At 67.3% G+C, this 25,653-nt stretch carries 23 protein-coding genes; 7 read left to right on the top strand and 16 right to left on the bottom strand.

Annotated elements, in window-relative coordinates:
• Window positions 1-44: 44 nt before the first annotated feature.
• The 6 genes from G6N58_RS28790 to G6N58_RS28765 all read right to left on the bottom strand — a co-directional run bounded on the left by G6N58_RS28790 (window position 45) and on the right by G6N58_RS28765 (window position 8,442).
• Window positions 45-2,807 (bottom strand): ATP-binding protein, encoded by a 2,763-nt coding sequence (locus tag G6N58_RS28790; protein WP_115280503.1) that lies wholly within the window; start codon window positions 2,805-2,807, stop codon window positions 45-47.
• A 39-nt stretch (window positions 2,808-2,846) separates the two neighbouring features.
• Complete coding sequence (locus G6N58_RS28785; protein ID WP_115280504.1) at window positions 2,847-3,512, bottom strand: nitroreductase; 666 nt, start codon at window positions 3,510-3,512, stop codon at window positions 2,847-2,849.
• 16 nt (window positions 3,513-3,528) lie between these two features.
• On the bottom strand, window positions 3,529-4,113 hold the full coding sequence (locus G6N58_RS28780) for a sigma-70 family RNA polymerase sigma factor (protein WP_232068047.1): 585 nt from the start codon (window positions 4,111-4,113) through the stop codon (window positions 3,529-3,531).
• Between the two features lie 62 nt (window positions 4,114-4,175).
• Window positions 4,176-6,944, bottom strand: coding sequence for a helix-turn-helix transcriptional regulator (locus G6N58_RS28775; RefSeq protein WP_115280505.1), 2,769 nt, complete (start codon window positions 6,942-6,944; stop codon window positions 4,176-4,178).
• 41 nt (window positions 6,945-6,985) lie between these two features.
• Window positions 6,986-7,699 carry an SDR family NAD(P)-dependent oxidoreductase gene (locus tag G6N58_RS28770; RefSeq protein WP_115280506.1) on the bottom strand — a complete coding sequence of 238 codons (714 nt, stop codon included), beginning with the start codon at window positions 7,697-7,699 and terminating at the stop codon, window positions 6,986-6,988.
• Window positions 7,696-8,442 (bottom strand): SDR family oxidoreductase, encoded by a 747-nt coding sequence (locus G6N58_RS28765; RefSeq protein WP_115280507.1) that lies wholly within the window; start codon window positions 8,440-8,442, stop codon window positions 7,696-7,698. Before G6N58_RS28765 ends, G6N58_RS28770 begins: the two co-directional genes overlap by 4 nt.
• 445 nt (window positions 8,443-8,887) lie before the next feature.
• On the opposite strand from G6N58_RS28765, the gene G6N58_RS30650 reads away from it, so the two are divergent.
• Window positions 8,888-10,621 (top strand): peptidoglycan DD-metalloendopeptidase family protein, encoded by a 1,734-nt coding sequence (locus tag G6N58_RS30650; protein ID WP_197746457.1) that lies wholly within the window; start codon window positions 8,888-8,890, stop codon window positions 10,619-10,621.
• 2 nt (window positions 10,622-10,623) lie between these two features.
• Here G6N58_RS30650 and G6N58_RS28755 read toward each other — a convergent pair whose 3' ends face one another.
• From G6N58_RS28755 to G6N58_RS28740, 4 genes are all read right to left on the bottom strand, one after another.
• Window positions 10,624-11,358 carry a DUF2306 domain-containing protein gene (locus G6N58_RS28755; RefSeq protein ID WP_115280508.1) on the bottom strand — a complete coding sequence of 245 codons (735 nt, stop codon included), beginning with the start codon at window positions 11,356-11,358 and terminating at the stop codon, window positions 10,624-10,626.
• A 92-nt stretch (window positions 11,359-11,450) separates the two neighbouring features.
• Window positions 11,451-13,640 (bottom strand): xanthine dehydrogenase family protein molybdopterin-binding subunit, encoded by a 2,190-nt coding sequence (locus tag G6N58_RS28750; RefSeq protein ID WP_115280509.1) that lies wholly within the window; start codon window positions 13,638-13,640, stop codon window positions 11,451-11,453.
• Window positions 13,637-14,608: an FAD binding domain-containing protein gene (locus G6N58_RS28745; protein ID WP_115280510.1), complete on the bottom strand. Its 972-nt coding sequence runs from the start codon at window positions 14,606-14,608 to the stop codon at window positions 13,637-13,639. The genes G6N58_RS28750 and G6N58_RS28745 overlap by 4 nt, the downstream gene beginning before the upstream one ends.
• A gap of 1 nt (window position 14,609) precedes the next feature.
• On the bottom strand, window positions 14,610-15,263 hold the full coding sequence (locus G6N58_RS28740) for a (2Fe-2S)-binding protein (protein WP_232068046.1): 654 nt from the start codon (window positions 15,261-15,263) through the stop codon (window positions 14,610-14,612).
• Between the two features lie 169 nt (window positions 15,264-15,432).
• Here G6N58_RS28740 and G6N58_RS28735 point away from each other — a divergent pair, with 169 nt between their 5' ends.
• Window positions 15,433-15,726, top strand: a complete 294-nt coding sequence (locus G6N58_RS28735) for a DUF1330 domain-containing protein (RefSeq protein WP_115280511.1) — start codon at window positions 15,433-15,435, stop codon at window positions 15,724-15,726.
• A 6-nt stretch (window positions 15,727-15,732) separates the two neighbouring features.
• Here G6N58_RS28735 and G6N58_RS28730 read toward each other — a convergent pair whose 3' ends face one another.
• Window positions 15,733-15,969: a hypothetical protein gene (locus G6N58_RS28730; RefSeq protein WP_115280512.1), complete on the bottom strand. Its 237-nt coding sequence runs from the start codon at window positions 15,967-15,969 to the stop codon at window positions 15,733-15,735.
• 169 nt (window positions 15,970-16,138) lie between these two features.
• Here G6N58_RS28730 and G6N58_RS28725 point away from each other — a divergent pair, with 169 nt between their 5' ends.
• The 4 genes from G6N58_RS28725 (at window position 16,139) to G6N58_RS28710 (ending at window position 18,337) form a co-directional block, all read left to right on the top strand.
• The gene (locus tag G6N58_RS28725) at window positions 16,139-16,456 is read left to right on the top strand and encodes a hypothetical protein (RefSeq protein ID WP_115280513.1); all 318 of its coding nucleotides are present in this window, start codon (window positions 16,139-16,141) and stop codon (window positions 16,454-16,456) included.
• The gene (locus G6N58_RS28720; RefSeq protein WP_147289411.1) at window positions 16,453-17,556 is read left to right on the top strand and encodes an Rv0964c family protein; all 1,104 of its coding nucleotides are present in this window, start codon (window positions 16,453-16,455) and stop codon (window positions 17,554-17,556) included. The genes G6N58_RS28725 and G6N58_RS28720 overlap by 4 nt, the downstream gene beginning before the upstream one ends.
• Before the next feature lie 35 nt (window positions 17,557-17,591).
• Window positions 17,592-18,035: a hypothetical protein gene (locus G6N58_RS28715; RefSeq protein ID WP_147289412.1), complete on the top strand. Its 444-nt coding sequence runs from the start codon at window positions 17,592-17,594 to the stop codon at window positions 18,033-18,035.
• A gap of 134 nt (window positions 18,036-18,169) precedes the next feature.
• Window positions 18,170-18,337, top strand: coding sequence for a hypothetical protein (locus tag G6N58_RS28710; RefSeq protein ID WP_163908523.1), 168 nt, complete (start codon window positions 18,170-18,172; stop codon window positions 18,335-18,337).
• Here the strand turns inward: G6N58_RS28710 and G6N58_RS28705 are convergent.
• The 5 genes from G6N58_RS28705 to G6N58_RS28685 form a co-directional block, all read right to left on the bottom strand.
• The gene (locus G6N58_RS28705) at window positions 18,312-19,310 is read right to left on the bottom strand and encodes an ABC transporter permease (protein WP_197746456.1); all 999 of its coding nucleotides are present in this window, start codon (window positions 19,308-19,310) and stop codon (window positions 18,312-18,314) included. The genes G6N58_RS28710 and G6N58_RS28705 overlap by 26 nt on opposite strands.
• Before the next feature lie 47 nt (window positions 19,311-19,357).
• Window positions 19,358-20,878, bottom strand: a complete 1,521-nt coding sequence (locus G6N58_RS28700) for a sugar ABC transporter ATP-binding protein (RefSeq protein WP_264038468.1) — start codon at window positions 20,876-20,878, stop codon at window positions 19,358-19,360.
• Window positions 20,865-21,920, bottom strand: a complete 1,056-nt coding sequence (locus tag G6N58_RS28695; protein WP_115280517.1) for a sugar ABC transporter substrate-binding protein — start codon at window positions 21,918-21,920, stop codon at window positions 20,865-20,867. The genes G6N58_RS28700 and G6N58_RS28695 overlap by 14 nt, the downstream gene beginning before the upstream one ends.
• Before the next feature lie 14 nt (window positions 21,921-21,934).
• Window positions 21,935-24,082 (bottom strand): N,N-dimethylformamidase beta subunit family domain-containing protein, encoded by a 2,148-nt coding sequence (locus tag G6N58_RS28690; RefSeq protein WP_147289413.1) that lies wholly within the window; start codon window positions 24,080-24,082, stop codon window positions 21,935-21,937.
• Between the two features lie 236 nt (window positions 24,083-24,318).
• Window positions 24,319-25,335, bottom strand: a complete 1,017-nt coding sequence (locus G6N58_RS28685) for a LacI family DNA-binding transcriptional regulator (RefSeq protein ID WP_115280519.1) — start codon at window positions 25,333-25,335, stop codon at window positions 24,319-24,321.
• Between the two features lie 108 nt (window positions 25,336-25,443).
• On the opposite strand from G6N58_RS28685, the gene G6N58_RS28680 reads away from it, so the two are divergent.
• Entirely contained in the window at window positions 25,444-25,653 is a 210-nt protein-coding gene (locus G6N58_RS28680) for a hypothetical protein (RefSeq protein ID WP_068917743.1), read from the top strand.

The following is a 25,653-nucleotide window of genomic DNA, read 5'->3' as shown; positions in this document are numbered from 1 at the left end:
GAGACGGACGCTGTCGGTCTCCAGAAGGGATCACACGCCGGTAATCATCCCCTGGTGCGCAATTGCCGTCGCGAGGTGATGCCGAGCTTGATGAAGACCTTGCGCAGGTGCCAGTCCACGGTGTGCGGGCTCAGGAACAGCCGCGCGCCGACTTCCTGGTTCGTCAGGCCGCTGCGCACCAGGTCGGCGATCTGGGCCTCCTGGGCGGTCAAGTCGCCGGCACCGGCCCGGGTGCTGCCGGCCCGGACGCCCACCGTGGCCAGTTGTCGACGCGCACGGTTGGCGAATGCGGCCGCACCCATGCCGGTGAATGCGTCGAAGGCAGCTCGAAGATGCTTGCGCGCTGGTGTCTTTCGGTCGGTGCGCAGTAGCCATTCGCCGTAGCGCAGGTGACTGCGTGCGGTGTGTACTGCCAGGCGGGTCCGCTCGAAGCGTTCGATCGCCTCGCGGTAGGCGTCCTCGTCCTCGGTCAGCAGCGCCTGTGCGCCGGCGACGGTGGCCAGGCCCCAGTCGGTGCCGCCCGCCGCGGCGCGGTCGCGCAGCCGCGACATCGCGGACTCGGCGGCCGGGCGGTCACCGACCCGCACGGCAGCTTCGACCAGCTCGGCCAGGCTCCACCCGACGATGCCCACGTCGTCGTACGCGCAGCCCTCCCGGGCAGCCTCGAGCGCCAGTGCGTACTCGCCGAGGCCGTTGTAGAGCACCGCGGTGGCGTAGGCCGTCACGCCGGCCAGTCGCCCTTCTCCGCACGCCAGGCCCGCTGCCCGGGCGGCGTGCAGGGCGGGCAGCGCCTGCTCGGGGTCGCCGCGCCAGCCCAGCAGCGTCAGTGTGTGGTACTTCGCCGGCACATGACCCACTGCCTGCGAGACGGTCATCGCCTCGTCGAGAAGACCTTGTGCGGTGTCGAATTCACCCGCCAGAAGCTGGGATCCGGCCAGGAACTCCAACGCGAACGGCAGGGCGTAGAGGAATCCGGACCGACGCGCGTGCTCGGTGGTGTCAGCCGCCAATCGGTGATAAAGATCGTCGTCCCAGATCTCACTGGCTGCCGCCTCTTGCAGCACCGGGGTCGCCGGCGCCATCCACTGCACCGTCTGTCCGCCTTGTGGTGCGTAGCGCGCCAGCCAACCATGCAGAGCGGCACGGATCTCGGTGCTCGCTGCACCGCCGGCCACGTGCCTCGACAGCGCGCTGATCAGGCGATCGGTGGGACGGTCGAGGTCCGCGCCGGCCATCGCCGCGGTGATGGCGCCGGCGGCGCGGGGGAGGGCGGCGGGGTCGCTGCGGCCGGTGTACATGGCAGTGCCGAACACCTCGAAGTAGGTGTCGCGGGCGAGTTGCGGGTGCAGCGGCTCGAAGTGGCCGGCCGCCTGCAACAGTTGTGCCGCAGAGGTACTCAGCGGTGGTGCGGCCGGGTCGCCGACCCGGCCCAGGGTGAACAGGATGGCGCCCCGCATGCGGATCGCCTCGGCCCGCTGCAGCTCGGTCAGCGGTCCCGACTCAGCGATGGCCAACAGTTCGTAGGCTTCGTGTGGCGCGGCCGCCTCCCGTTTGGCGCGCGCGGCCACCAACGCGCGTGACGCGCGCAGTGCCGGATCGGCGGTAAGCGCAACCGCCCGTTCCAGGAACGTGGCCGCCGCGGCCAGCCCGCCGCGCTCCTGCGCCCGCGCGGCGGAGGCTTCCAAATCGTCGGCGACGCGGTCGTCGGGACCGGCTGCCGCGTGGGCGGCGTGCCAGGCCCGGCGGTCCGGGTCGGTATCTGCGTCGATGGCAACGGCCAGGGCGCGGTGCACTTCTCGGCGGTCCTCGAGATCTGCCGCGTGATAGACCGCAGAACGCACCAGTGGGTGGCGGAACCGTAACCGGGTTCCGAACTCGAGCAGTCCGCTGTCTTCGGCGGGGGCCAGCGCCTCGATCGGGATTCCGAGCTCGCTGAAGGTTCGCATCAGCAGGGTGGTGTCGCCGACGGGTTCGGCGGCGGCGGCCAGCACCAGCTTGCGGGTGTCTCGCGGCAACGCCTGGATGCGCCGGACGTAGCCCTCGGTGACGTGCCCGGCCGACGGTCGGTGACCTGTCACCGGAACCCCACCAAGAAGCTCGGCGGGGGAGACGTTGTGCGGAACCTCCACCAGAGCAAGGGGATTGCCTCGGGTCTCGGCGACGATGCGGTCGAACACCCGATTGTCGAGACGGCCCACCACCACCGATTCCAACAGCTGGCGTGCATCGGAGTCTGACAGGCCGGTGACGGTGAGCTCGGGCAGTCCGGCCAGTAGCCCGGCGGTGCCGGTGCGGGCGGCGAACACCAGGACCACGCGTTCGGCCAGCAGTCGGCGGGCGACGAAACTCAGGGTCTGCAGCGACATCTGGTCGAGCCACTGCGCATCGTCGATGACGCACAGCACCGGGAGTCGCTCGCCGGCAGTCGCCAGCAGGCCGAGCACTGCCAGCCCGATCAGAAACCGGTCGGGGGTGGGCCCGCTCGCGCGGCCGAAAGCGACCTCGAGAGCGTTGCGCTGCAATTCAGGCAGTGTGTCGTGGTAGCCGAGTAGCGGTAGGCACAGGTGTTGCAGCCCGGCGAACGTGAGCCCGATGTCCGATTCGATGCCGGCCACCCGGGTGATCTGGAAGCCGGCTTCGGCGTGGGCCGCCACGTCGTCGAGCAGGGCGGTCTTGCCGACACCGGCCTCACCCCGCACCACCAGCACGTGCTGCTCACCCGAGGCAGGGTCGGACACCAGGCGCCGCAGGGTGTCGCGTTCGGCGGCGCGTCCGATCAGTGGTCTGGCAGTCCGTTCTACGGTCATGCACATCAGCCTCTCCGGGACGCCGATGGTACCGCGGACTCATCCGTCGACGAAGACGGTGGTTTCCGCCAAGGGTGCCCGCCCGGTGCGCTCGCTGCCTGCCGCCGTGCTCGCGTGCCCGATGGACATCCCGCAGAAGAGAATCAGATCCTCTGCCGGCGAGACGATCTCGGCGACCGAGGTGCGAAACATCGACCACGCCATCTGCGGGCAGCTGTGCAGTCCTTCGGCCCGCAACAAGAGCATCACGGTCTGCAGATACATGCCGACGTCGGCCCACTGCGCCGGCCCCATGTCCCGGTCGATGTAGCAGAACAGCGCGGCGGGAGCGCCGAAACACTCCCAGTTGCCCGATGCGGCCCGCCGCCGTCCGTCGATGTCGTCGGCTGGGATACCCAGGGCTCCGTACCGCTGCTCCCCGAAGGCGTACCGCCGTTCCCGATAGGGACTCTTCAGGTCGGGGGGATACATCTCGTACTGACGGGCGTCCCACGGATCCGCGGCGGCCAGCCGTTCACGGGCGAGCTTCTTGAGCCTGGTCAATGCGGGTCCGGTGACCACGTAGGAACGCCAGGGCTGCATGTTCGAACTGGACGGGGCCCAGGTGGCCGCCGTCAGAACTCGGGTGAGCACCTCGTGTGGGACCGGCTCGTCGGTGAAGTCGCGGACAGCCCGTCGTGTGGTGACGGCCTCGTAGACATCCATGGTGGGGTCCTCTCCTCTAGGCGCTGGCCGCCAGCAGGTCTTCCAGCCCGCTGGTGTGGCCGTGGTGTGCCGCGGCTACGAATGCCGCAAGCAGCTGTTGATGCTCGGCGGTTCCCGCGGTGGCGCGACGCCGGCGGGCAGCCAGATGCTTACGCGCCCGATGCGCGAGTTGGCGGGCGTTGATGTCGGTGACCCCGAGGATGCGGGCGATGGCTGCGTAGGGGTAGTCGAAGGCCTCGCGCAGGATGAACGCGGCGCGTTCGGCGGGCGGCAGAGTCTCCAGGAGCACCTGCGTTGCATGCTGGACGGCCTCGCGACGCTGCACACCCGCGGACGGATCCGCGTCGATGTCCACCGGTTCGGGGAACCACGAGGTGCCGAGCGTGGTTTCGCGGCGCACCCGGGCCGATTGCAGGACGTTGAGGCACACCCGGGTGGTGGTGGTGACCAGGAACGCCGACGGGTCCCGGATGACGTGGCGATCACACCCCTGCCAACGGATCCACACGTCCTGCAGCGCATCCTCGGCTTCTCCGGGGCACCCGAGCATCCGGTAGGCGATGCCGAACAGCTGGGGGCGCATCTTCATGAATTCGTCCACACCACCAGCCTGGTGGGGCGACCGGCCCCGGTAACCCTTGAGAGTTCGTGGCAGCTACGTGGTCAGTCGGGCCACGGCATGCCACGCAACTGCCGACGCGAGGTGACACCGAGCTTGACGAAGACCTTGCGCAGGTGCCATTCCACGGTGTGCGCGCTGATGAACAGGTGCGCGCCGATCTCCTGGTTGGTCATCCCGCCGGCGGCCAGGGCCGCGATCTGACGCTCCTGCGCGGTCAGGTCCGGGTGCGACGGCTCGGCGGAGCTCACCTTCTCCCCGGCGGCGACGAGTTCGCGTCGGGCCCGTTCGGCGAAGGCGTCGGTTCCCATCCGGGTGAACATCTGATGGGCGTGGCCGAGGTGGTGACGTGCCTCGGAGCGACGCCTCATCCGGCGCAGCCATTCGCCGTAGCGCAGGTGGGTGCGGGCCAGATGGGTGGTGACGGTGGTGCGTTGCAGCCGCTCGATGGCTTCGTTGAACAGGGCGTCGGCATCCGGATCGTCGGCCAGCAACGCCTTGGCTCCGGCCAGGGCGCCCAGGCCCCACTCCGATCCGCTGGCGCCGGCACGGTCGTGGAGCTGGTTCACCGCATGCTGAGCGCTGTCGAGCTGGTCTGTTCGCACCGCGGCTTCCACCAGCTCGAGCAGACACCAGCCGTAGAAACCGAGATCGTCATGGTCCAGGATCTGACTGGCGGCGTCATAGGCCTGCGGGTAGCGGGACAGCCCGTTGTTGAGGATCGCGGCCGTCAGACATCCCAGGCCGAACAACCGGCCTTCGCCGTTGCGCTGTGCCATCTGGCGAGCGTCGTCGATCAGTGTCTCGGTACCCTCCGGGTGTCCCTGCAGGGCCTGCAGATGCAGCCGGTGGTATCTCACCGGCTGGTATTGGGCGGCTGCCGAGAGGGTGTCGGCTTCATCGAGAAGCGCTGCTGCAGCGGATAGTTCGCCGGCCAGCAGATGGGTCCCGGATTGGAACGCCAGGGCGGCCGGCAGGATGGCCAGCGCGCCGGCGTCGCGGGCGCAGCGCACCATGGCCGCCGCCAGCCGGCGCAACAGCACGTCGTCCCAGAGTTCGCCGGCCGCTGATTCCTGAACAATCGGAAATGCCAACGACATCCACGGCAGGTCGGCGATGTCGCCGGCCTCGGCGTGCCGGCACCACAGTTCCAGGGCGGTGCGCAGCGACGGTGCGGCCGCGGCAACACCGTCAGTGATCCGGTCGGCCATTCCGCGCACCAGATGGTCGAGAGGTTCGAGGGGCTCGGGCGGCGGGTCCAGGGCAGACCGGGCGGCGTCGGCCACCCCGGCGACGTCACCGAAGCGCGACGCGAACATGGCAGCGGCCAGGGCTTCCAAATAGGTTTCGCGGGCGGCGTTCCCGTCCAGCGGTTGCAACCGCCGGGCGGCGTCCAGCAGCTGTGCTGCGGTATCCCCGACGCGGGCGGCTGCGGGTGCACCGCTACGGCTGCGGGTGAACTCGATCTGGGCCCGCAATCGAGCGATCTGGGCCTGCTGGAGGTCGGTCAGTGGGTTCAGTTCGGCGATGGCCAACAGTTCCCGCGCGGCGGCGGGTTCGGCGGCATCTCGTTTGGCCGTGGCGGCCGCGATGGCCCGGGTGCCGCGCAGCGCCGGGGTGGCCGTGAGTGCGGTGGCCCGTTCCCAGAACGCGGCGGCGGCGGCGACGCCACCGCGGGCCTGCGCCCGGGCAGCGGACCCCTCGAGCTGCTCGGCGATGGCGTCGTCGGGGCCGACGGCGGCGTTGGCGGCGTGCCAGGCGCGGCGGTCGGGATCGGTCTGCGGGTCGGTGGCCTGGGCCAATGCCCGGTGCACGGCGCGGCGGGAGCCCAGGCTGGCCGCCCGGTAGGACGCCGAGCGCACCAGCGGATGACGGAACCGGATCCGCGGCCCGAGCTCGATCAGCCCGGCCGCCGCAGCGGGGGTCAGGTCCTCGACAGGCACGCCGAGATGGGTTGCTGCCCTCAGGAACAGTGTGAGGTCACCCACCGGTTCGGCGGCGGCCAGCGTGAGCAGCTGCCGGGCCGCATCGGGTAGAGCGGCGATGCGGCGCACAAAGCCGTCCTCGATCTCGCCCGCGGCGGGACGCTCGGCCGCGTCGACGAATCCGCCGCCGAGTTCGGCCGCTGAAATGTTGTTCGGAATCTCCCACAGTGCCAAGGGAATTCCGCGTGTCTCGGCGACGATGCGATCGCGAACGTGCGCATCGATGGGGCCCGCCACCACGGTATCCAGCAGCGCGCGGGCAGCGCTGTCATCCAAGCCTTGAACGTTCAGTTCGGGCAGCCCTTTCAAGCGTTCGCTGTCGCGCACCGCGAACAGCAGTGCCACCGGTTCGGCCATCAGCCGGCGGGCCACAAAACCCAGGGTCTGCACCGTCACCTCATCGAGCCACTGTGCGTCGTCGACGATGCACAGTAGCGGTTGGCCGTCGGAGGCTGCGGCCAGCAGGCTCAGCACCGCCAGTCCGACCAGGAAGCGGTCGGGGGCGGGTCCGGCGCCTCGGCCGAAGGCCACGTTCACCGCGTCGCGCTGGGGGGTTGGCAGGCTGTCGAGGTGGTGCAGTAGCGGCGCGCACAGGTGCTGCAGGCCGGCGAAGGCGAGTTCCATGTCGGACTCCACGCCGGACACCGCGGTGTGCCCGAAGCCGTCGGCAAGATCCTGGGCGACCTCCAGCAGCGCGGTCTTGCCGACGCCGGCCTCCCCGCGGATCACCAGCGCCTGTCCCGCGCCGGATCGGACGGTGGCGACCAAGTCCTGCAGCACCTGGATCTCCCGGGCACGACCGGACAGGGCACGTCCCTGGTTCGCCATGTCTGCACCGCCGTGGTTGAGGGTGCCATGACCTTAACCAGTCAGGCGGCGGCACCACCACCGTCGACCGGCAGCAGGGCGCCGGTGATGAAACTGGAGTGCGGGGACGCCAGGTAGAGCACGGCTTCGGCGATCTCCTCAGGCATGCCGGTACGGGCCATGGGTAGCCCGCGGCCCAGCTCGTCGTTGGTGTCACCCCAGACTGCGGTGACGCCTTCGGTGGCGGTGGGTCCGGGTGCCACGCTGTTGACGCGTATGCCGTGCGGCGCGAACTCAGTGGCCCAACTGCGGGTCAGGGCTTCCACCGCCGCCTTGGACGCGCTGTAGACCGACGCGCCCGGGACCCCCTTGGAGGCAACCAAACTGGTGACGTTGACGATGCTGCCGTGGCCGCGGGCCAGCATCCCGGCCACCAGACCCTGAGTCAGGACATAGGTGCCGATGATGTTGACCTCCAGGGTTCTTCGCAGCACGTCGACGTCCTGGTCGATGGTCATCGCGCCTGGGAACAGGGCGGCGTTGTTGACCAGGATGTCAATGTCGCCGGCCTGCTCGATCAGGGTGTGCACCGACCAGACGTCGGCCAGGTCGGCCTGGATGAAGGTGGCGATTCCGTGGGCGGCCTGGCGGCCCCGCTCGGCGTCGCGGCCGCAGACGGTGACCGTCGCGCCCGCACGGGCGAACAGTCGGGCGCACGCCAGTCCGATGCCGGCGGTGCCGCCCGTGATCAGTGCGCGTTTGCCGGTGAGATTCATGCGTGCGCCTGCCAGTCCTTGAGGTGGGTGTCGAAGACAGTGGCTCCGTCACCTGGGGTCAGGGTGTTCTCCGCCAGGGTCGCGCCCCAGTACTGCGCATCGGGGTCACTGATCACACTGCGCGGATCCTGCCGAGCAGCCAGGGTGGTAGCAGCCAGTTCGTCGAGCCGGAACCGTTGCGGCCCAGCGATCTCCACGATGTCGTTCGCCGGCGACGCGACTGCGGCGCGTGCGACCGCCTTCGCCACGTCCGCCGAGGCGATGGGTTGGAAGTACACCGGCGCCAACCGGACCGTGTCTCCGTCGGTGGCCGCGTCCACGATGCCCTTGATGAACTCGAAGAACTGCGTGGCGTGGACGATGGTGTACGGCACGTCCGACGTGGCGATCAGCTCTTCCTGGATCTGTTTGGCGCGAAAGTAGCCGCTGGCCGGGGCCAGCTCAGCAGTGCCCACCACCGACAGTGCCACGTGGTGCCGAACGCCTGCGGTCTTCTCGGCGTCGAGGATGTTGCCGGTGGCGGTCTGGAAGAAGTCGATGGCGGCCTCGCGTCCGAACGACGGCGAATTCGAGACATCCACCACCACATCGGCGCCGGTGAGCACGTCAGCAAGGCCCTCCCCGGTGACTGTGTTCACGCCGGTAGCCGGTACTGCGGCAATGGCGCTGTGGCCGTGCTCTTTCAGCAGCTGTACCACTTGGGAGCCCACCAGCCCGGTGCCCCCGATGACGACGATCTTCATGTTCGCGCTCCCTTCCGCTGGTACATCCAGTTGTCAGGAGAGACCGGGTCGGGACATGATCCGTGACACTGCCGCACTCCGGACGGCGCGAAGCGCCACGAGCGGTCCGGCGCTGCAATGCACGCCCCCCCACTTCGGCTCCGCTTCCTGGTGATGATGTTCTGCCTGCCTGCCTGCCTGCCGGACAGGCGAGGCTGACATTGGCGGCGCGCCGGGTGCGGCGTCCCGATAACAGCCGGACGGTCATGGACTGTCATCCGTTCGAAGGACATACGGGGCGCCGCTCGCCAATTAACGTCCACGTTGTTCACCGTGGCCAGTCGGGGGCCGCCGGTGCGCTTGCGCGTCGGTGACGGTGGCGAGAGCAAAGGGGTTCTTGGTGGCAAAGGTGCAGCCGAGGTCGCGGGGTCGTCATCGCAAGCCGTCGAGACGGGATCATCTCCCGGTGGTGCAATTGTTGCGTGTCGGCGCAGTAGGTTTCGGTCTGGGCGCCGCGCTGATCGCCGGCCCCGGCGTCGCAGCCGCGGCAACCGACGATACGGCGAGCTCGAGCACCCAAGGTTCTGATGACAGCCCTTCGAGCGCAGACGACACTTCGTCATCGTCATCCTCCGAGGCGTCGTCCAGTTCAAAGACCGGCGCAGGCGCTACCGATAACACCGAGGACACCGACACCGACGACGCCACGGGCGACGACGAGGACCAGGACGAGGAGGCTGCGGACACCGACTCGCTGGAGTCTGACGCGTCCACTTGGAGCGCCGACGACGATCCTGTCGAGGTCGAACCGACGGACACGGCGGACGCCGATGACGAGTTGTCCGAGGACGAGGACGTCGCGCAGGCTCCCGCCGAATCCGCGGACTACACCCCGTCGGAGGACGATCCCGACGAAACCCCCTTGATTGCACCGCCTTCAGCGCAACCGGCGAGTGCCGCGCTGACCTCAACAGACCTGACCGAACCCGTTCCGGACAGCCCGGATGCCCCGCTGGGTGGACTCAGTCAGACACTGTGGCTCGCCGCGGCCCAGACGCAGAACACGATCAGGAATCTGCAGCTTCCGGCATCGGTCACCGGTCACGGACTCATACCCGACGGCCTCGACCTCGCGCTGCCAGAAGGACGCATCTCCACGGTGAGCGCTCCAACAACCATCGGCGTCGACATCGATCCGGCCGAGGCGGCGCGCGAAGCGAGTGACGCGCAGTTCAACCTGTCGCTGGGTTGGATTCCCGGCCTGGGCACGGTGTACAACGCCCTCAGTCTGGCAATGGACGCCACCGAACTGGTGTCCGCTCTGGTTGACGGTGACGTCGCGGGAATCGTCGATGAGATAGGCGACATCGCAGTCGATGTGGTGGGTCTCGTGCCGATCGTCGGGGGTCCGCTGGCCGCCGGAATCCACTATCTGGTCGCCGGCAGTGCGGTCACCCCCGGCAACCAGCTGCCGAATGCCGTCACCGACAACTTCGTGATGAACGAGGACACCACACTCACGGGTAACGTGTTGGCCAACGACATTGATCCCGAGGGGGATCCGATGACGGCGGCGCTGAACACGGTCACCAGCCACGGATCGGTGGCGATGAACGCCGATGGGTCGTTCACCTACACGCCGGCGGCCAACTTCTTCGGAGCGGACTCGTTCAGTTACACCGTCAGCGACGGCACCGGGGTCTCGATCGGCGTTGTGAACATCACCGTCAACGACGTGGCCGAACCGCCTCCGCCTCCGCCCCCGCCGCCGGTCAGCCCGTGGACCCGCCCGGTCAACGGGTACCGCGTGACCCAGGAGTACGGCGGCGCGCACACCGGTATCGATCTCGCGCTCGGCGCCGGTCAGCCGGTGTACGCGGCGGCCGATGGTGTCATTTACTTCGAGGGCTGGGGAACCAGCGGCAACAACGGAGCCCGCTCCAACTGGATGGGCACCTCAGCCGGCATCAGCGTGCTGATCCAGCATGATGCGCAAGGGGTGATGACCGGTTACGCCCATTTGTCGCGAACCGTCATCGATCAGGGGCAACGGGTGTCGAAGGGGCAGGTGATCGGCTACGTCGGCTGCACCGGCCAGTGCACGGGACCGCATCTGCACTTTGAGGTGCTGCCTATGCCCCTCAACAGCCGCACCGGGATCTACGGTCGCGTGAATCCGCGCAACTACATGTCACTCTGAGGTCACAACCGCTGTAGCTGCACGTACGCACCACCGGCGACCACGGCCACGGACACCAGCAGCGCCGCCACCGCAGCACCCCGCATCGCCGCCGAACTGTTCATGCGTCGCGCGCGCAGATACAGCTCGGCGATGGCCAGGTTCGGCAGGTAGAAGAAGAAGTCCATGGTGTAGTCGAACCAGCCGCGGAAATCGGTTGTGCGGCCGCCGAAGTCGACCAGTGTCGAGAGCCCGTACTGCATCCGGTAGAGCCAGGACGCGATCACCAACGCGAACAGCCGCACGGCCCAGGCGCGGTGGCGGTCGAAGTCCCGGGCGCGGGCATACCGGATGGCCTGCACTGCGGAGAGAATCATCAGCAGCCCGTACAGGCCGAAGCCGATGTCCATCACGATGCCGCCCACCGTGCGCTGCAGCACGATGAAGCCCAGACCACCGATGGCGGTCAGAATCGCGGTGGCCACATACAGCCGTCCGATCCACCGGTGCACCACCGGCCAGCGGGTGCGGATCACCGGGATCAGCTGAACACAGCCCAGCACCATCACCACCGCGCCGGTGACGAAGTGCAACCCGATGGACCCGGTGGCGCCGGCGTTCTCGGGGGAGTACAGCCCCGGCAGGAAGCCCCCGTTCCAGCGGTCCAGGTCGCCGTCGAACAGCCGGGCGATATACGTGAGTGCGATGTAGAGGACGAACTGCAGGCCGCTGACGCTGAGCAGCGCCACCAGCACCACGCCGAGCCAGCGATTGGCCCTACCAAGTACACCACCATCGCGTGATACTGCAGGATCTTCGGGTCTCCGAAGTGTGGTCAACACAGCACCTTTCAGCGCAAGAGCTTCTCGGGATGGATCGGCAGGTCGTAGATGCGGATGCCGGTCGCATTGAAGACCGCGTTGCCGATGGCCGCGGCCGAGCCGACGACGCCCAACTCGCCCACGCCGCGGGCGCCGACCTCGCTGAAGTCGGGGTCATCTCCGTCCAGGCACACCGCGTCGATGAACGGCACGTCGGCATTGACGGGCACCACGTAGTCGGCCAGGTTGGCCGCTGCCATGCGCCCGGACGGTTCGATCGGGTTGGCTTCCAGCAGCGCGTGTCCGATCCCGAAGATCACGCCGCCGACCACCTGGCTGCGGGCGGTCTTCACGTTGATCACCCGGCCGATGTCCACCACGGTGGTGAATCGGCTGACGCGGGTCTCGCCGGTGAAGGAGTTGACCCGCACTTCGCAGAAGTGCGCACCGAAGCCATGTGCGGCATAGGGGACCATGATGTTCTCGTCGGCGTGGGTGGCCTCGATCTCCGAACGGCCCAGCCCGCGCAGCAGATCGGCGAACGGGATGTCGGCGTTGGCCGAGCGCAGCATGCCGGCGTCGTAGGTCACCGGCGTATCGGATTCGGCCAGCGGCGAATTCGGGTCGGTGCCAGCCGCCTCGACCAGCTGAGCGACGGCGGCGCGCGCAGCGGTACGGGCCGTCGGGGCCAAGCTGCCGGTCGCCCGCGAACCCACCGCACCGGCCCCCGGCGGCAGCGCAGTATCGCCCACCTCGACCGCCACGCGGTCCATCGGCAGACCCAGCGCATCGGCGACGACGATCGCCAGCGCGGTCGCCGAGCCTGTGCCGATGTCCATGGTGCCCGACTGCGCCAGCACGGTGCCGTCGTCGCGAAACCGCACCCGTACCGCGTTCTCGGCCCGGCCTGAGGCCGGATAGATCGCCGTCGCCATGCCCATTCCCACCAGCCATTGCCCGTCCCGGGTGGTACCCGGGGCAGCCCGGCGGTTCCAGCCGAAGCGGGCGGCGCCGACGCGGTAACACTCGTCGAGCCGCTTGCTGGTCCACCGGCGATCGGTGCCCGGCACCACGGTCGCGTAGTTGCGCAGCCTCAACTCCACCGGATCGACCCCGGTCGCGATGGCGAGTTCGTCCATCGCCGTCTCGATGGCGAAGCCCCCCGGCGCCTCATTGGGGGCGCGGGTGGCCCAGGTGGGTGGGGTGTCGAGCGTGACCTGTCGTTGGTCGACATGCAGGTTCGGCGTGCGGTACAGCACCGCGCTGGTGTCGGCGGCGGTGCGCATCGGCCAACCGCCCACCGCCGGAGCCTCGGAATCGGACTCGTGGCTGACGGCGTTCAGCGTGCCGTCTGCGCGGGCGCCCAGCCGGATCCGCTGCCGCACCGCCGAACGGTGCCCGACGACGGTGAACACCTGAGTTCGGCTGAGCACCAACCGGACCGGCCGGCGTAGCTCCCGCGCGGCGGCGGCGGCCAGCACCGCGTCCGCCCAGGGCAACACCCGGCTACCGAACCCGCCTCCGACGTAGGTAGAGATGATCCGCAGCTGATCCGGCCGCAGCCCGAGGGCGCCCGTCAGCCCGACCACGGCGCGGCCGGGAAACTGGGTGCCGGTGTACATGGTCAGCTGATCGCCGTTCCAGACTGCGAGGGAGGCATGAGGTTCCATGGCCGCGGCATGTTGCGCCTGCTGGCTGACGGTGATGTCGACAGTGACCTCGCTGCTGCCGAGGGCGCTGTCGATGGAACCGACCCCCGGCGCCAGGATCGTGGTGTTGCCCGAGGCCTCCGCCGGCATGCTCACACCGGCCCCGGCATCGGCCAGCGACGTCCTCGGTGCCCGCTCGTCGTACGACGCGGTGATCATCGCCGCCGCGTCGCGGGCATGTTCGAAGGTGTCGGCCACCACGACGCCGATGGCCTGGCCGCGGAACCGCACCTCCTGGTCCTGCAGCGGGCGGTAGTTCTCGCCGAGCGCGCTCGGGTCGACTGGTTCCAGACGCAGGGGCGCAAACGGGGTGTAGACGGCGATGACGCCGGGCGCCTGGGTGGCGGCGTCGGTGTCCATGCCGGTGATCCGGCCCAGCCCGACGGTGGAGGTCACCAGCACGGCAGTCGCCGTGTCAGTCTCCCGGTAGTCGGCCGGGTAGCGGGCGGCGCCGGTGGTCTTGACCCGGCCGTCCACCCGGGAGATGTTGGCGCCCAACGGGGTCGTCATGAGATCTCCGTGATGTCGGTGAGGGCACGGGCAATGGCGCGACGCAGCAGAGCGGGTTTGAAACCGTTGTTGGTCAACGGCCGGGCATCGGTGGCGGCTGCTGCGGCCGCTGCGCTGAAGGTGTCCGCAGTGGCAGGGCGGTTCACCAGCAGGTTTTCCACCTCGGGCAACCGCCACGGCACGGTGGCCACGCCGCCGGCCGCGACGCGGGCCCGGGTGATGGTGGCTCCGCGCATCGTGACGGCGGCGGCCACCGACGTCAGCGCGAACTCGTAGGACTGCCGGTCGCGGATCTTCAGATAGCCGCTGCGGGTGCCCGCGGGTAGTGGGGGAACGGTGATGGCGGTGATGAGTTCTCCTGGTGCCAAGTCGTTCTCGACCTCCGGGGTGTTCTGCGGCTGCCGGTAGAACTGCTCGAGAGCCACGGTGCGTTCGCCGTCGGCGTTGCTGATCTGCACGGAGGCCTCGGCGGCCACCAGCGCCACGGCGACGTCGCTGGCGTGGGTGGCCACGCAGGCGTCGCTGGTGCCCAGCACCGCGTGCATGCGGTTGTAGCCGGTGGTGGCGGGGCAGCCGGTGCCGGGGCTGCGTTTGTTGCACGGCATCGACGGGTCGCGGAAGTAGCTGCATCGGGTGCGCTGCAACAGGTTTCCGCCCATGCTGGCCATGTTGCGCAGCTGGGGGGAGGCGCTGAGCTCCAGTGCCTGGCTGATCAGGGTGTAGTCGCTGCGCACCGCGGGGTGTTCGGCCACCTCGGTCATCCGCTCGAGAGCCCCGATGCGCAGGCCGTTGCCATCGGCGGTGATGCCGGTCAGCGGCAGGCTGTTGATGTCGACCACCTGGTCGGGGGTCAGCACTTCCAGCTTCATCAGGTCGACGAGCGTGGTGCCGCCGGCGAGGAAGGTGGCGCCGGTGCGCGTGGTGGCCGCCGATACCGAGTCGGCGACGGCGTAGGTGTAGGGGCGCATGTCATGCCATCCGATCGCGGGCGGTTTTGACGGCTTCGACAATGAACGGGTAGGCGCTGCAGCGGCAGATGTTGCCCGACATGTGTTCCCGGATCTGCTCGTCGTTGTGGGCGTATCCACCTTCGATGACCGCGACGGCGGACATGACCTGCCCGGGGGTGCAGAACCCGCACTGCATGGCGTCGTTGTCGATGAACGCCTGCTGGACGGGGTGCAGGTCGTCACCGTCGGCGAGGCCCTCGACGGTGGTGACCGCGCGGGTGTTCACGCTGGCTGCGAGGGTCAGGCAGGACAGCACCCGGCGTCCGTCGACGTGCACGGTGCACGCGCCGCACTGCCCGTGGTCACAGCCCTTCTTGGTGCCGGTCAGCCCGATCTGGTCGCGCACTGCGTCGAGCAGCGTGGTCGTGGGATCAAGAGCCAGGGTGTGCTCGGTGCCGTTGACCACCAGCACCGTGGAAATGAGGTCGGGGTCGACGTCGGTGCCGGCGTCGTCGTCGCCCAGGCGGGAGATCACCACGGCAGCACCGGCCGTCGCCGCGACAGCGGTGCCGGAGTAGGCGATGAACCGCCGGCGCGATACACCGAAGGGCAGCACCGACATCTGGGATGGTGGATCGGGTTCAGTGGTGGTGTCAGAGCTGTTCTCTGGCATCATCTCTCCGTGTCGTTGCAGGTCGGCAGGGGGTTGACACCACAGTGGCAGCGCTTTCCGGGCCTATTCAGGGATCAGTTATCCGGGTATTGCCAGTCCCGCCCTGAGCGGGGTCGACGGCGCCCGGACCGGTAAAGTCGCGGAACCAGACCACCACGAAGGGACCGCCATGGCCAGCGCGTATTGGATCGCGATCTACCGGTCGATCTCCGACCCGCAGCGGCACAAGCAGTACGCCGAGATCGCCGGGCCTGCCATCGCGGCTGCCGGTGGGGAGTTCCTGGCTCGCAGTGGGGAATTCACGTCGCTGTATCCGGACTCCGCTGTGCGTATCGTGCTCATCCAGTTCCCCAGCCACCAGGCCGCTCTGGACTGTTACCACAGTGAGGAGTACCAGCGGGCGTGTGCGGTACTCGGTGACGCGGTGGAGCGCGAAGTGCGCATCGTCGACGCCTTAAGTTGAGGGCGGCTACCGTTCCCTGCGGGGCGCCGTGTCATCCTCCGGCTCGTCGTCGTCCCACTCAGCCCATTCGGGTAGGGGAGTGGGTGGCACCACCGCCCACGTGGTGGATGGTCCCAGATCCGGGTTCGAACGCAGGCGTTGCGCCTTGAACTTGCCCACGTTGCGCAGGTAGACGACCACGAAGACCGTCAGGCCGGCGGCGATGAAGACCAGCAGCGCCCACTTGGCCAGAGTCAGCCACATGCTGGGTCCCCGGTTCGGGGCTGCAGACTCACCATTGTTCCCAGGCTAGACCCGGGCGGCTACTTCTACAGAGTGACTGGCCGACTATGCCGCTTTGCTGCTATGCATGGATCCGGAGATCTGTGGCCAGCTGAGTTCCGATGGAACGCGACCCGGGGAAGGCGGACGTATGGGCAAGAACCTGAACGCAGGAATCGAACAGCTATATGCCACTGCGGTCGAGGTCGACGGCCATGCCGAAGCCGTACTGACCGGCCATTCCCAGGCCGACGGGCGCATCGAATCCGCCGAAACAGGACTCAGAGGCGTTTCGGCGCGGGCACTGGGCCTCAAGACGGCGGCTTGGCGACAGCGCACCGCGGTGCTCGGTGGAGCCGTTGCTGGGCACGCTGAGGCGCTGCGGGGCAGCGGGCAAGGTTTCGCCGACATGGAGGGGCGGCACGCAGCTGCGTTCGACCGGCTCCGGCCCCAGGGCCCCACACCATGACTGTGACTGTCGCCGACATCGACGAATGGAGCGTCGAGTCCATCCGGGAGGTCCATCAAGCTGCGGTGGCACGGTCTAGGGCATCTCGAGATGCGGCCCAAGGCCTGAACGCACTGGCGATCTTCGAGTCGTGGGAAGGCGAGACAGCGGACGCGGCGCGCGCGGCGGTGGCGAGCACCGGCAAGGACCTCGAAATGGACGCCGTCGAGGCGCACGTCGTAGCAGTCGCTGCGGGCCAGGCCGCTGACGACCTGGCTGCGGTCAAGAACCGCCTGCAGGTACTGCGCCAGAAGGCGGCGTCGATGGATATGCAGGTCGATGCGGCAACCAACACCATCGTGCCTGCGGCTGGGGTGTCCATGCCGTTGATGGAAGCCGAACTCAAGGCCATGGAGCTGCAGCCGGAACTCACCGCGATCGTGGCAGATGCCAATGCCGTGGACGCCACCTTCGCCAACGCCATCGAGATCGCCAGCGGCGACGGCCCTCCCATTCCGCCGATTCCGGGCACCGTCCCGCCCACCACGGCCGACCTCGCACCTCCACCCGACTCGGCGCGGGGTGGCGGGTACTGGTCGGTGGACCGGTCGCAGGGCGGATTCGACAAGCCCGTGCATGGACCCGTCGCGCCCTGGCAACGAGCCATGGACCCGTCGGACATGAAGCAACTGACCGGCCCGTCGTCCGGAATGCAGGAGGTGGCCGAGCCGAACTGGCCCGGAATGGAGGCCGAGCCGATAGCTCACCTCCAAGAGGCGTACCGGTTGCGGATCACCGGTCAGAGCTTTGACGGCTCCGCCGAACACGTGCGCTGGATCCAGGAGGACGGTCGCTGGTATCAGGCCAAGTGGGTGGACTATCAATTCGAAGCCGAGCATCTGACCAAGGTCGCCACCGAGCACGACGTTGCAGGACTTTCCCTGCCGGCTGTCGGCCTCGGGGAATGGGAGCCGATCACCATCCAGGAAATCCACAACGCGGCAGCCCATAATTCGCGTCTGACCATGTACATTCCCGATATTTGTGGGCCCGTCATCGCCATCGGTGCCGATGAATCGCCCATCACCCCGGGACTCCCTACCGCGTCGGTGCCCAAATGACCTCTCGGACAACGGTGGTGTGGGTCGCAGCAGCGGTGACGGTCGTGGTGGTTGCCGTCGCCGCGGTACTGATCGTGATGCGGGGCGACGACTCCGAACCGACCACGGATTGCGGCGTGGTCAGCTCGGTGTTCGCGCAGTGGAACGACACCGTTGGCGCGGCGGAGGCGGCGATCACCAGCGGCGAAGGAGGTCGAGAGGGCACTCTCGACCTCGCGGACGCCGAATCCTCAATGGCCAGCGCCATCCGAGAGGCAGAAGGGGATGTCGACTCGGCGGACATTGCGGGCTACCTCGACCAATGGGCCTCCGGCGCAGAACAAATCGCGCAAAGTCGCCGAGATCAGGTGAACGATCCCAACCGGAGCGTCACCGATCCCGCGCCCCGCGGATACGTCGAAGGCTCGCTCTCGACCCAGACGGCGATCGCCAGCTTGGTCTCGGCGTGCCCGGAGGCCAGGCAGCCGAGCAACACCTGAGGGACGGTGTTGTGCCCACCTCTGCGCGACTTTCGCGCGACTTTGAGAATGCGTCGCTGAAAAGTCGCGCAGAGGCGGGCACTTCGGGCCCGTATGCTGACGCATGAACGCCGTCTGATCAGCAAGGAGCCGAGATGACAGACGATGACCCCCGCGCCAAGTACCGGCGCTTACCGCAGCCCATCGACCCCGAGGACATGGTCGAGACCGTCGATGCGTCCGAGGACAACGAGACGCCCCGGGATCCGAACGAGGGTGCCGGACCCTATCTGCGGATCACCTGGGGTCCGTCGGTCGGCTGACATCTGCGACAGAACGCTTGCCGACAAGCGTGCGCGAACGGGATCGACGACTCAGATGGTCCAGCGACGCACCGACGATCAACGCCGCGCCCGTCGCGATGGCCTGGGTGAAGTAGGGGACGTTCATCAAGGTCATGCCGTTTCGCAGCACACCGAGGAATGCCACTCCGACGAGCACACCGACCACCGTCCCGCGGCCTCCGCTGAACGCGACTCCACCGAGCAGGACAGCGGTGAGCACGTCGAGTTCGAAGCCCGCACCCAACGTCGATGGGGGCGCGCTGTCCAGGCGTGCGGCGAGCAGCACGCCGCCGATGCCCGCAGCGGCCCCCGACGCGGCGTAGGTGAGCAGTGGGAGTGTGCGGGTGGGGATGCCCGAGAGGAACGCGGCTTCCTTGTTCACCCCGATGGCATAGGAATAGCGTCCCGACGGTGTTCGATACAGGAACACCGCGCCGACGGCGAACACGAGCAGCGCGATCCAGACCGGAACGGGAACACCCCCGAGGACGCCGCGGCCCAACAGTTGCATGTCCATCCCGAAGCCCGCCGGAGGCCCGTCTTTCAGGGCCTGGGTGATGCCCCGATACGCCTGCAAAGTGCCGAGGGTCACGATGATGGGACTCAGTGCGGTCACCGCGACCAGGAGGCCGTTCAGTGCGCCGGCCACCACACCGATGCAGACACCCGCAAGCACCGCGATCCACCAAGCGACACCATGGTCGACAATGAGAAGCCCTGTGATCACACCGCTGAGGCCGACAATGGACCCGACGGACAGATCCACGTATCCCTGGATCACGAGTATTGCCTGAGGCACGGCGACGATGAGCAGAATTGCGCTCGACAGCGCGATGGTGCGGAAGTTGCCCATCGTCAGGAACAGCTCGGAGCCGAGCGAGAAGTAGACGACAAGCACTGCGAGCCCGAGTATCAGCGCTGCCCGCGTGCTCAGTTCGATGAGTCGAGACAAGCTCCGGGGCTCCGGGGCGGTAGCGGTGTCTCGTGTCAGAACGGTGTTCACTGTGTAGCTCCCACGAATTGATGGGTTTGCCTGATGAGGTTCTCCTCGGTCAGTTCGTCATCTGCCAACTCACCGCGGACCACACCGCGGTCGATGACCAGAGCGCGGTCGGCCACGAGTGCGACTTCCGCAGCGTCTGTCGATGCGAACAGCACTGCGACCCCCTCGGCTGCCAATGCGTAGAGGGTCTCGTAGATCTTGCGCCGGGCACCCACGTCGACACCCTGGGTGAGTTCGTCCAGCAGCAGAACGCGCAGTTCTCGGCTGCGTCCCAGCCAACGTGCAATGACCAGCTTCTGCTGATTACCGCCCGAGAACTGGCCACCCGGTCGCGAAAACGCGAGCGGCTGAAGATCGACTTGCTCTGCCAGACGGTGGAATTCGCGCCGCTCGCGCTTGCTGCTCCGGAGGCCGTACCGAGCGAGTCGGGACATCGACGGCAGAAGTATGTTGCTTGCGGCGTCCAGTTCTGACCACAGAGCCTGGCGGGCGCGGTCAGCCGGGACCAGCATCACTCCGTCTGCTATGCGCGCTCGGGGACCGTTGGCGCGCACATGATGAGCGGCGAGGGAGAGACTTCCACCGGTGGTGGGAAACCGGCCTGCGATCGTTTCCAGAATGGAGGTCCGCCCGGATCCGAGAACACCATACAGTCCGACGATTTCCCCAGCGTGAACTGCAAAATCAATGGGTCCGAAGTTTCGGCCCTCCAGCGCTTGCCCCTCGAGCATCACGTTCTCACCTGTCGACCTGGAGACCCTCCGCTCGCTGCGGACGCCGCCGGCGGAGATCGCAGAGACCAACTCGTCGGTCGACAACGCTCGAACCCCACCGGAGAGTACGACCACGCCATCGCGTAACACCGTTACGGCATCGGCGATCTCGAAGACTTCCGGAAGCCGGTGCGTGGTGTAGATGATCGTTGCACCGGCGTCGCGCAATCTCGTGACTTCCGCGAACAGCCGGTTGGTCTCGGCTTCTGACAACGAGGCGGTGGGCTCGTCGAGGATCAGCAGCTTCACCTCGCTGCGGTGCCAGGCCTTGGCAATTTCGATCAACTGCTTCACGCCCATCGGCAGGTTTCCCACGGTGTCCCGTTCGTCGACGTCGATGCCGAACCGATCGAGGAGGGCGCGCGCCTCCCGTTGTTGCGCGCGGCGCCGAGTGAGGCCGAAGCGGACGTCTTCCTGGCCGAGGAAGAGATTGTCCGTGACCGAGAGGGTGTCGACCAGGCTCAGGTGTTGGTGGACCACGGCCACCCCGGCAGCGGCCGCCCTGCGCGGGGTCAGCTCCACCAGCGCTTCACCATCGAGATGAATCTCCCCGCTCGTCGGCGTAGTGCCGCCCGACAAGCACTTGATGAGCGTCGACTTTCCGGCGCCGTTGGGTCCGAGTAGCGCATGCACCTGCCCGGAGCCTGTCCGCAAGTCGACCCCGCGGAGCACACTGACGTCTGCGTAGCTCTTCCTCAGATCTCGTATCCGGAGGCCGGATTCGGGCGCATCACCGGTTGGCATAGTCATCCAGCAACCCGTTGATTTCTGGGCTGTCGGCAGTGATCGCGATCAGTCCGAGTTCCAGAGATGCGGCGTCGGGGTTTTCGCCTTCGAGGATGTCGGCAGGCACGTCGACCATGGCGTATCCCACGTCGCGGATGGCGAGAGCCACGGTGGTCCGCAGGATTCCGCCCTGGGCAACCAGCTGCAGCGCTTCCTCGGACCCGTCCTGGCCACCGATGAAGACGTTCGGGGCGTCTTGCGCGATGCCGGCGTTGACGAACGCCTGGTATGCGCCGATGGCCCCGTCGTCGTTGAAGGCGAGAACCATGTTCAGATCGGGATGCGCCTGCAGCACAGTACGAGTGACTTCTTCGCCCTCCTCGCGCGAGCCGGCCTTCTGCGTCGCGACGATCTCGATATTGCCCTCGCCCCCGGGAAAGGTCGCCTGAAGCCCGTCGTCGCGCAGGATGCCACCCTGCAGATCACGGTTGTTCAAAATCAGTGCCTTGACAGGCTGCGTCTGTGTCCGCGCCCAGGCGAGTGCCTGTTCTCCCAGTAGGCGCCCGCTCTGCTCGAGAGACAGTCCGACGTAGCCGTCCTGGTTCTCGAGCTGACTCGCATAGGCGACGACGACCGTGCAGTTGGCACGGGCTTCCCGCGCGATGGGTTCCATCGACGATGTTTCCAGCGCGAACGTGGTGATGGCCGGAACCTGTTGGGTGACCCAGGTCTGTACCTGCTCGGCTTGGCGCTGTACATCGCCGTTGGCGGCGGTGAACAGCAGTTCATACCCCCGTTGCTCTGCGCGTTCCTCGGCAAACGATTTGAGACTGTTGAAAATGGACAGCTGGGTCAGCGGGTAGTCGATTCCGATGACCTTTTCGGGTTTGCGTTCGCAGTCGGCAGCATCTCCGCCGGCCGGTCCGTCCAACTGCACTCCGGAGCAGCCCGACAATGCGAGTGCGGTGCCGGCCACGACGGCAGCGCCGAATACTCGTCTGATCTGTTGCTGGACAGCTTCTTTCATGATGTTCCTCTCAAGGGTGCGGCCGTTCGACACGTGAACAGCACGAATCAACGGGGCCGCGACAAGAAGTTCGTGAGTACGTTGGAGACCAGGCGCGTGATGTTGTTGTCGAAGTTGTTGACGGGGAAGGCACCAGAGAAGCAAATGGAGCCGACCGAAAAGACTGCTCCACCCGATGCCTGCTCGATCAGCACCATGTCAGAGCGAACATCGCTGCAGGAACCGCCCTCAAGCCCGGCGGTCAGCATCGGCACGTCCTCGACGGTCAGTTTGTAATGGGCGCTGTGCGGCGTCGAGGTGGCGAGGACAACGCCGTTCGGCGGGCTGCCGAGAGCGACGTCGAATCGGTCGATCTCGTCCCCGCTGGTGCCGTCCATGATGAGACCGAAATCGCCGATCAGATCGTCTGTGATCCCGTCGAACACCCATGAGTACAGCGGGTCGAACGACACCTCCCGCCGACGAAATGCGGATGCTTTCGCGTCCCAGCCCTGGCTGCTCATTCCGACACCGACAACTTTGTTCGGCGCGCGACCCCGGTAGCGCCACAGCCCCCCGAGCTCCCCGCTGGTCGAATGGTGAAATTCTCCGGGGCCGGCCTCCCAGGCCCGGATGCCGCCCCACCGGCGCACTTCCAGTACGTCGCTGCGCTCTGGGTCCGCCGACGTCACCCAGTAGAAGCCGTTGCCACCCAGGTAGAGCAGTGAACCGCCGGTGCCCAGGTGGTTCTCGAACGCATCGAGCATCGTGCCGCTGCAGTACTCGGGATGGGATCCGGTGATGATCACGTCATACCCGCGCAGGGCCGCCGAGCCTTCAGCGGCGATGTCGTGGTCGGTGATCACATCGAAGTCGATGCCCAGCATCTCGAGCAGCCTGCTGGTGTACAACTCGGCAGCCAAGTGCCGCGGCGCGTTCTGAAGCCACGACCGGTAGTCGGGTCGGAGGTTGGGTACTGGCCGCCGGTGGCTCGAGTAGCACGTTCCCGAGCCATCACGGTGCAGGTCGTACAGGCTTGCTCCCCACTCGGGGTGGGCAGCCAGTAGCCGATCATGTGAGGTTGCGTTGACCTGATGATCGAGTAAACCCGCTCCCTCGAAATCCTTTCCCTGAATCAGCCGTTCGTTCGCGTACGCCACGTAGGTGTACGTAGGCAGGACGAGAAGCGTTCTCGGGGCACTGCGGTCTGTTTCGGGTCGTCGCAACACGAAGGGGATGTAGTCAGTTTCGCCACCGCCCTGAAGCCTGATCGCATAGATACCGGGTGGCACCGCGAGCGGGACGTCGACTGTGGCGCTGACCTCCCAGCCCGCATCGAGAAGGTCGTCATCGTGAAAGTGGATGGCCGCGTACTGGGATGGATCGTCGCCGACCCTCTGCGCTGTGCCGTCGAACGCGCTGCTCGTGACCGACCTGGTGGGAAAGTTGACCAGACGTGCGTGGTGGCCGTTCCCGCTGCGGTCGCCGGTACGTTGGGTGCCGCTGTCCACTTCGAACGCCCAGTGCAGCAGGCAGTCGGCGCCTCTACTGAGCCGGGGGTTCTCGATCTTGCCGTTGTACACACCGGTGCCGCTGAGGGACGACCCGTGATCCTCGACCGAGAGGGCGGCCGCCAACACACCTGAACTGCCCTCGAGTCGCACGCCCGGGCCGGCCAGCCGCTCCGAGGCGAGATCACCGGCCAACGGCTCGAGGGCGGTCAACGTGAGCTCGCTACGGTTCTCGTCCCAGCTTGCAGTGATCTCATACCACCGGCGGGGCCGCAGGCGTGCCGTTGTCTTGATCATCACCGCGTCGCGGCTCACGACGACGACTCGGCCTTCTTCGTCCACAGCCACGGCAGCCACACATGATCCATGGCGATCCACGACACTCACAACGCCTTGACGCCGACCGTCCGCCGGCAGGGTGGGCCAGATGCGAACCTCGACGGTGACAGCTCCTGGAGTCTCGTTCAGTACTGCCTCGCTGTACGCGAAGGACCCCGGCCGACATTGCTGGAGCGTTCCCTGGAATGTGTGCACTTCGACGCTCTCACATTGTTCGATGAGAAACCCTGGGCCAGAGGGATTCTCGTCACCATGCAGCAGGCGGACAAGGTCGAGGTGGACGTCGGTGTGGTCGCTGGACGCACGCACCGAAAGTTGGTCTCCGGCTCGACAGCTGAGGTGGTCCAGGTATCCGATCAGTGTCACGTCTGCTCCTTTGTGCGGTCGGCGGGAGATGCCCTCAACTCGATCGACGACAGAGGAGAAAACGTCCACATCGATTCTGCGAGTGATGAACTGCGCTGGTGCTCAGCGCATTCAGCTCCGCGGGCCGTACCTGATGAAAAATCAGCTTAGGGAGCTTCGCCATACAGGACAACGGGGTGAAATGGAATGCACTCCATAGCGTGAAGCTATGGGGATGACATGGTGGAGCCCGTTTCCTACTCCGACGCCCACGGTCGGCCGGTCGACTCGCCGGCCTTGCGGATAGCGACCTTCTCGAAGCGGTTGAGGTACGGGCGGGGCTCCCCGGCGATCACCGCGGCCAGCAGGTTGACCGCTTCCCGACCGAACGTCCATGGCGCGAGGTCCACCGCGGTGATCCGCTGATTGCTCAATTCCGTTGTCGGATCGCTACTCAGTGACGCCAGCCCGAATCCGGGGCCGACGTGCCGGTCCACCGACTCGAGGATGCCGATGGCCCGGCCGGCGAAACCCTGCGGCGCGCACACCAGGGCGTCGACATCCGTCGGCGCGACGGCCGACCGTACCGCCGCGCCGAGTTCCTCCGCCGTCGCATCCAGCGGGCAGTCACAAGCCGACGGCTCAGTCAAATATGTTGCGCACCAGTCGAGATAGCTCTGTCGCACATCGTCGGCCCAGGACGAGTAGAACTGGCGATCCGATCCCACGAAAGCCGGCCTGCGATAACCACACTGGTGCAGGTGGTCGAGCACCAGGCGGGCCAGGTCGCTGTGCGGGGCTTCGATCACCGCCGCCACGGCATCCGCCAGCGCCTCGGGTGGCCGCCCGGCGGTCACCATCGGGATGCCGGCATCGGCCAGCCGCTGCAGCATGGGATCGCCGGGTAGTGGGTCCACCGCCAGCACGCCATCGACCTGGAAGTGCCGCGGTCCCACGTCGGCGTCGCGGGCAAACAGCGTCAGATCGGCGTCGTGCTCGGCCGAACCGTGTGCCGCGCCGAAGGCGAACTCCATGTAGAAGTTGAAGTTCCTGGCGATCGGCGGGATGTAGATGCCGAACGCGCCGACGCTGCGACCGCGCAGCTGCCGCGCCGCCCGGTTGGTCACGTAGCCGAGTTCGCGCGCCGCGGCGGCCACCTTGGCCGCGGTGGCCGGCGACACGCGGCCGCCGCCGTGCAGCGCATCGGAGACCGTCGTCTTGGACAACCCGACACGCTGGGCAATCTCCACGATCGTCACCCGTCGCGCTGCCATGCGGCCATCGTAACCAGCTCGTAAATTGCCGCTCACCCCTTGACAAGACCCCCGGTGTGGCGCGAGTCTCAGACATGCCGGAACGTTCCGGCATGAACGGAGACATCAATGTCCACCGAGGCACCGCGCCCAGCGAAACGCCGCAATGCGACCATCGTGGTCGCCCTGGCCGTCCTGAACTTCGTGATCCTGCTCTTCCCGCCGTTGACGTGGTACCTCGGCCAGAACGGGATCTGGTTCTTCCTCATCACCGGCGTCATCGGCGTGCTCTCACTGCTGATCATGTACCGCGCCGACAGCTCGGCGGGGGAGGACTGA

It is taken from the genome of Mycolicibacterium tokaiense, assembly GCF_010725885.1.
GTDB classification, from domain to species: Bacteria; Actinomycetota; Actinomycetes; order Mycobacteriales; family Mycobacteriaceae; genus Mycobacterium; species Mycobacterium tokaiense.
The sequence above is the reverse complement of the archived record's forward strand: the minus strand, read 5'-3'. Positions and strand labels throughout refer to the sequence as shown.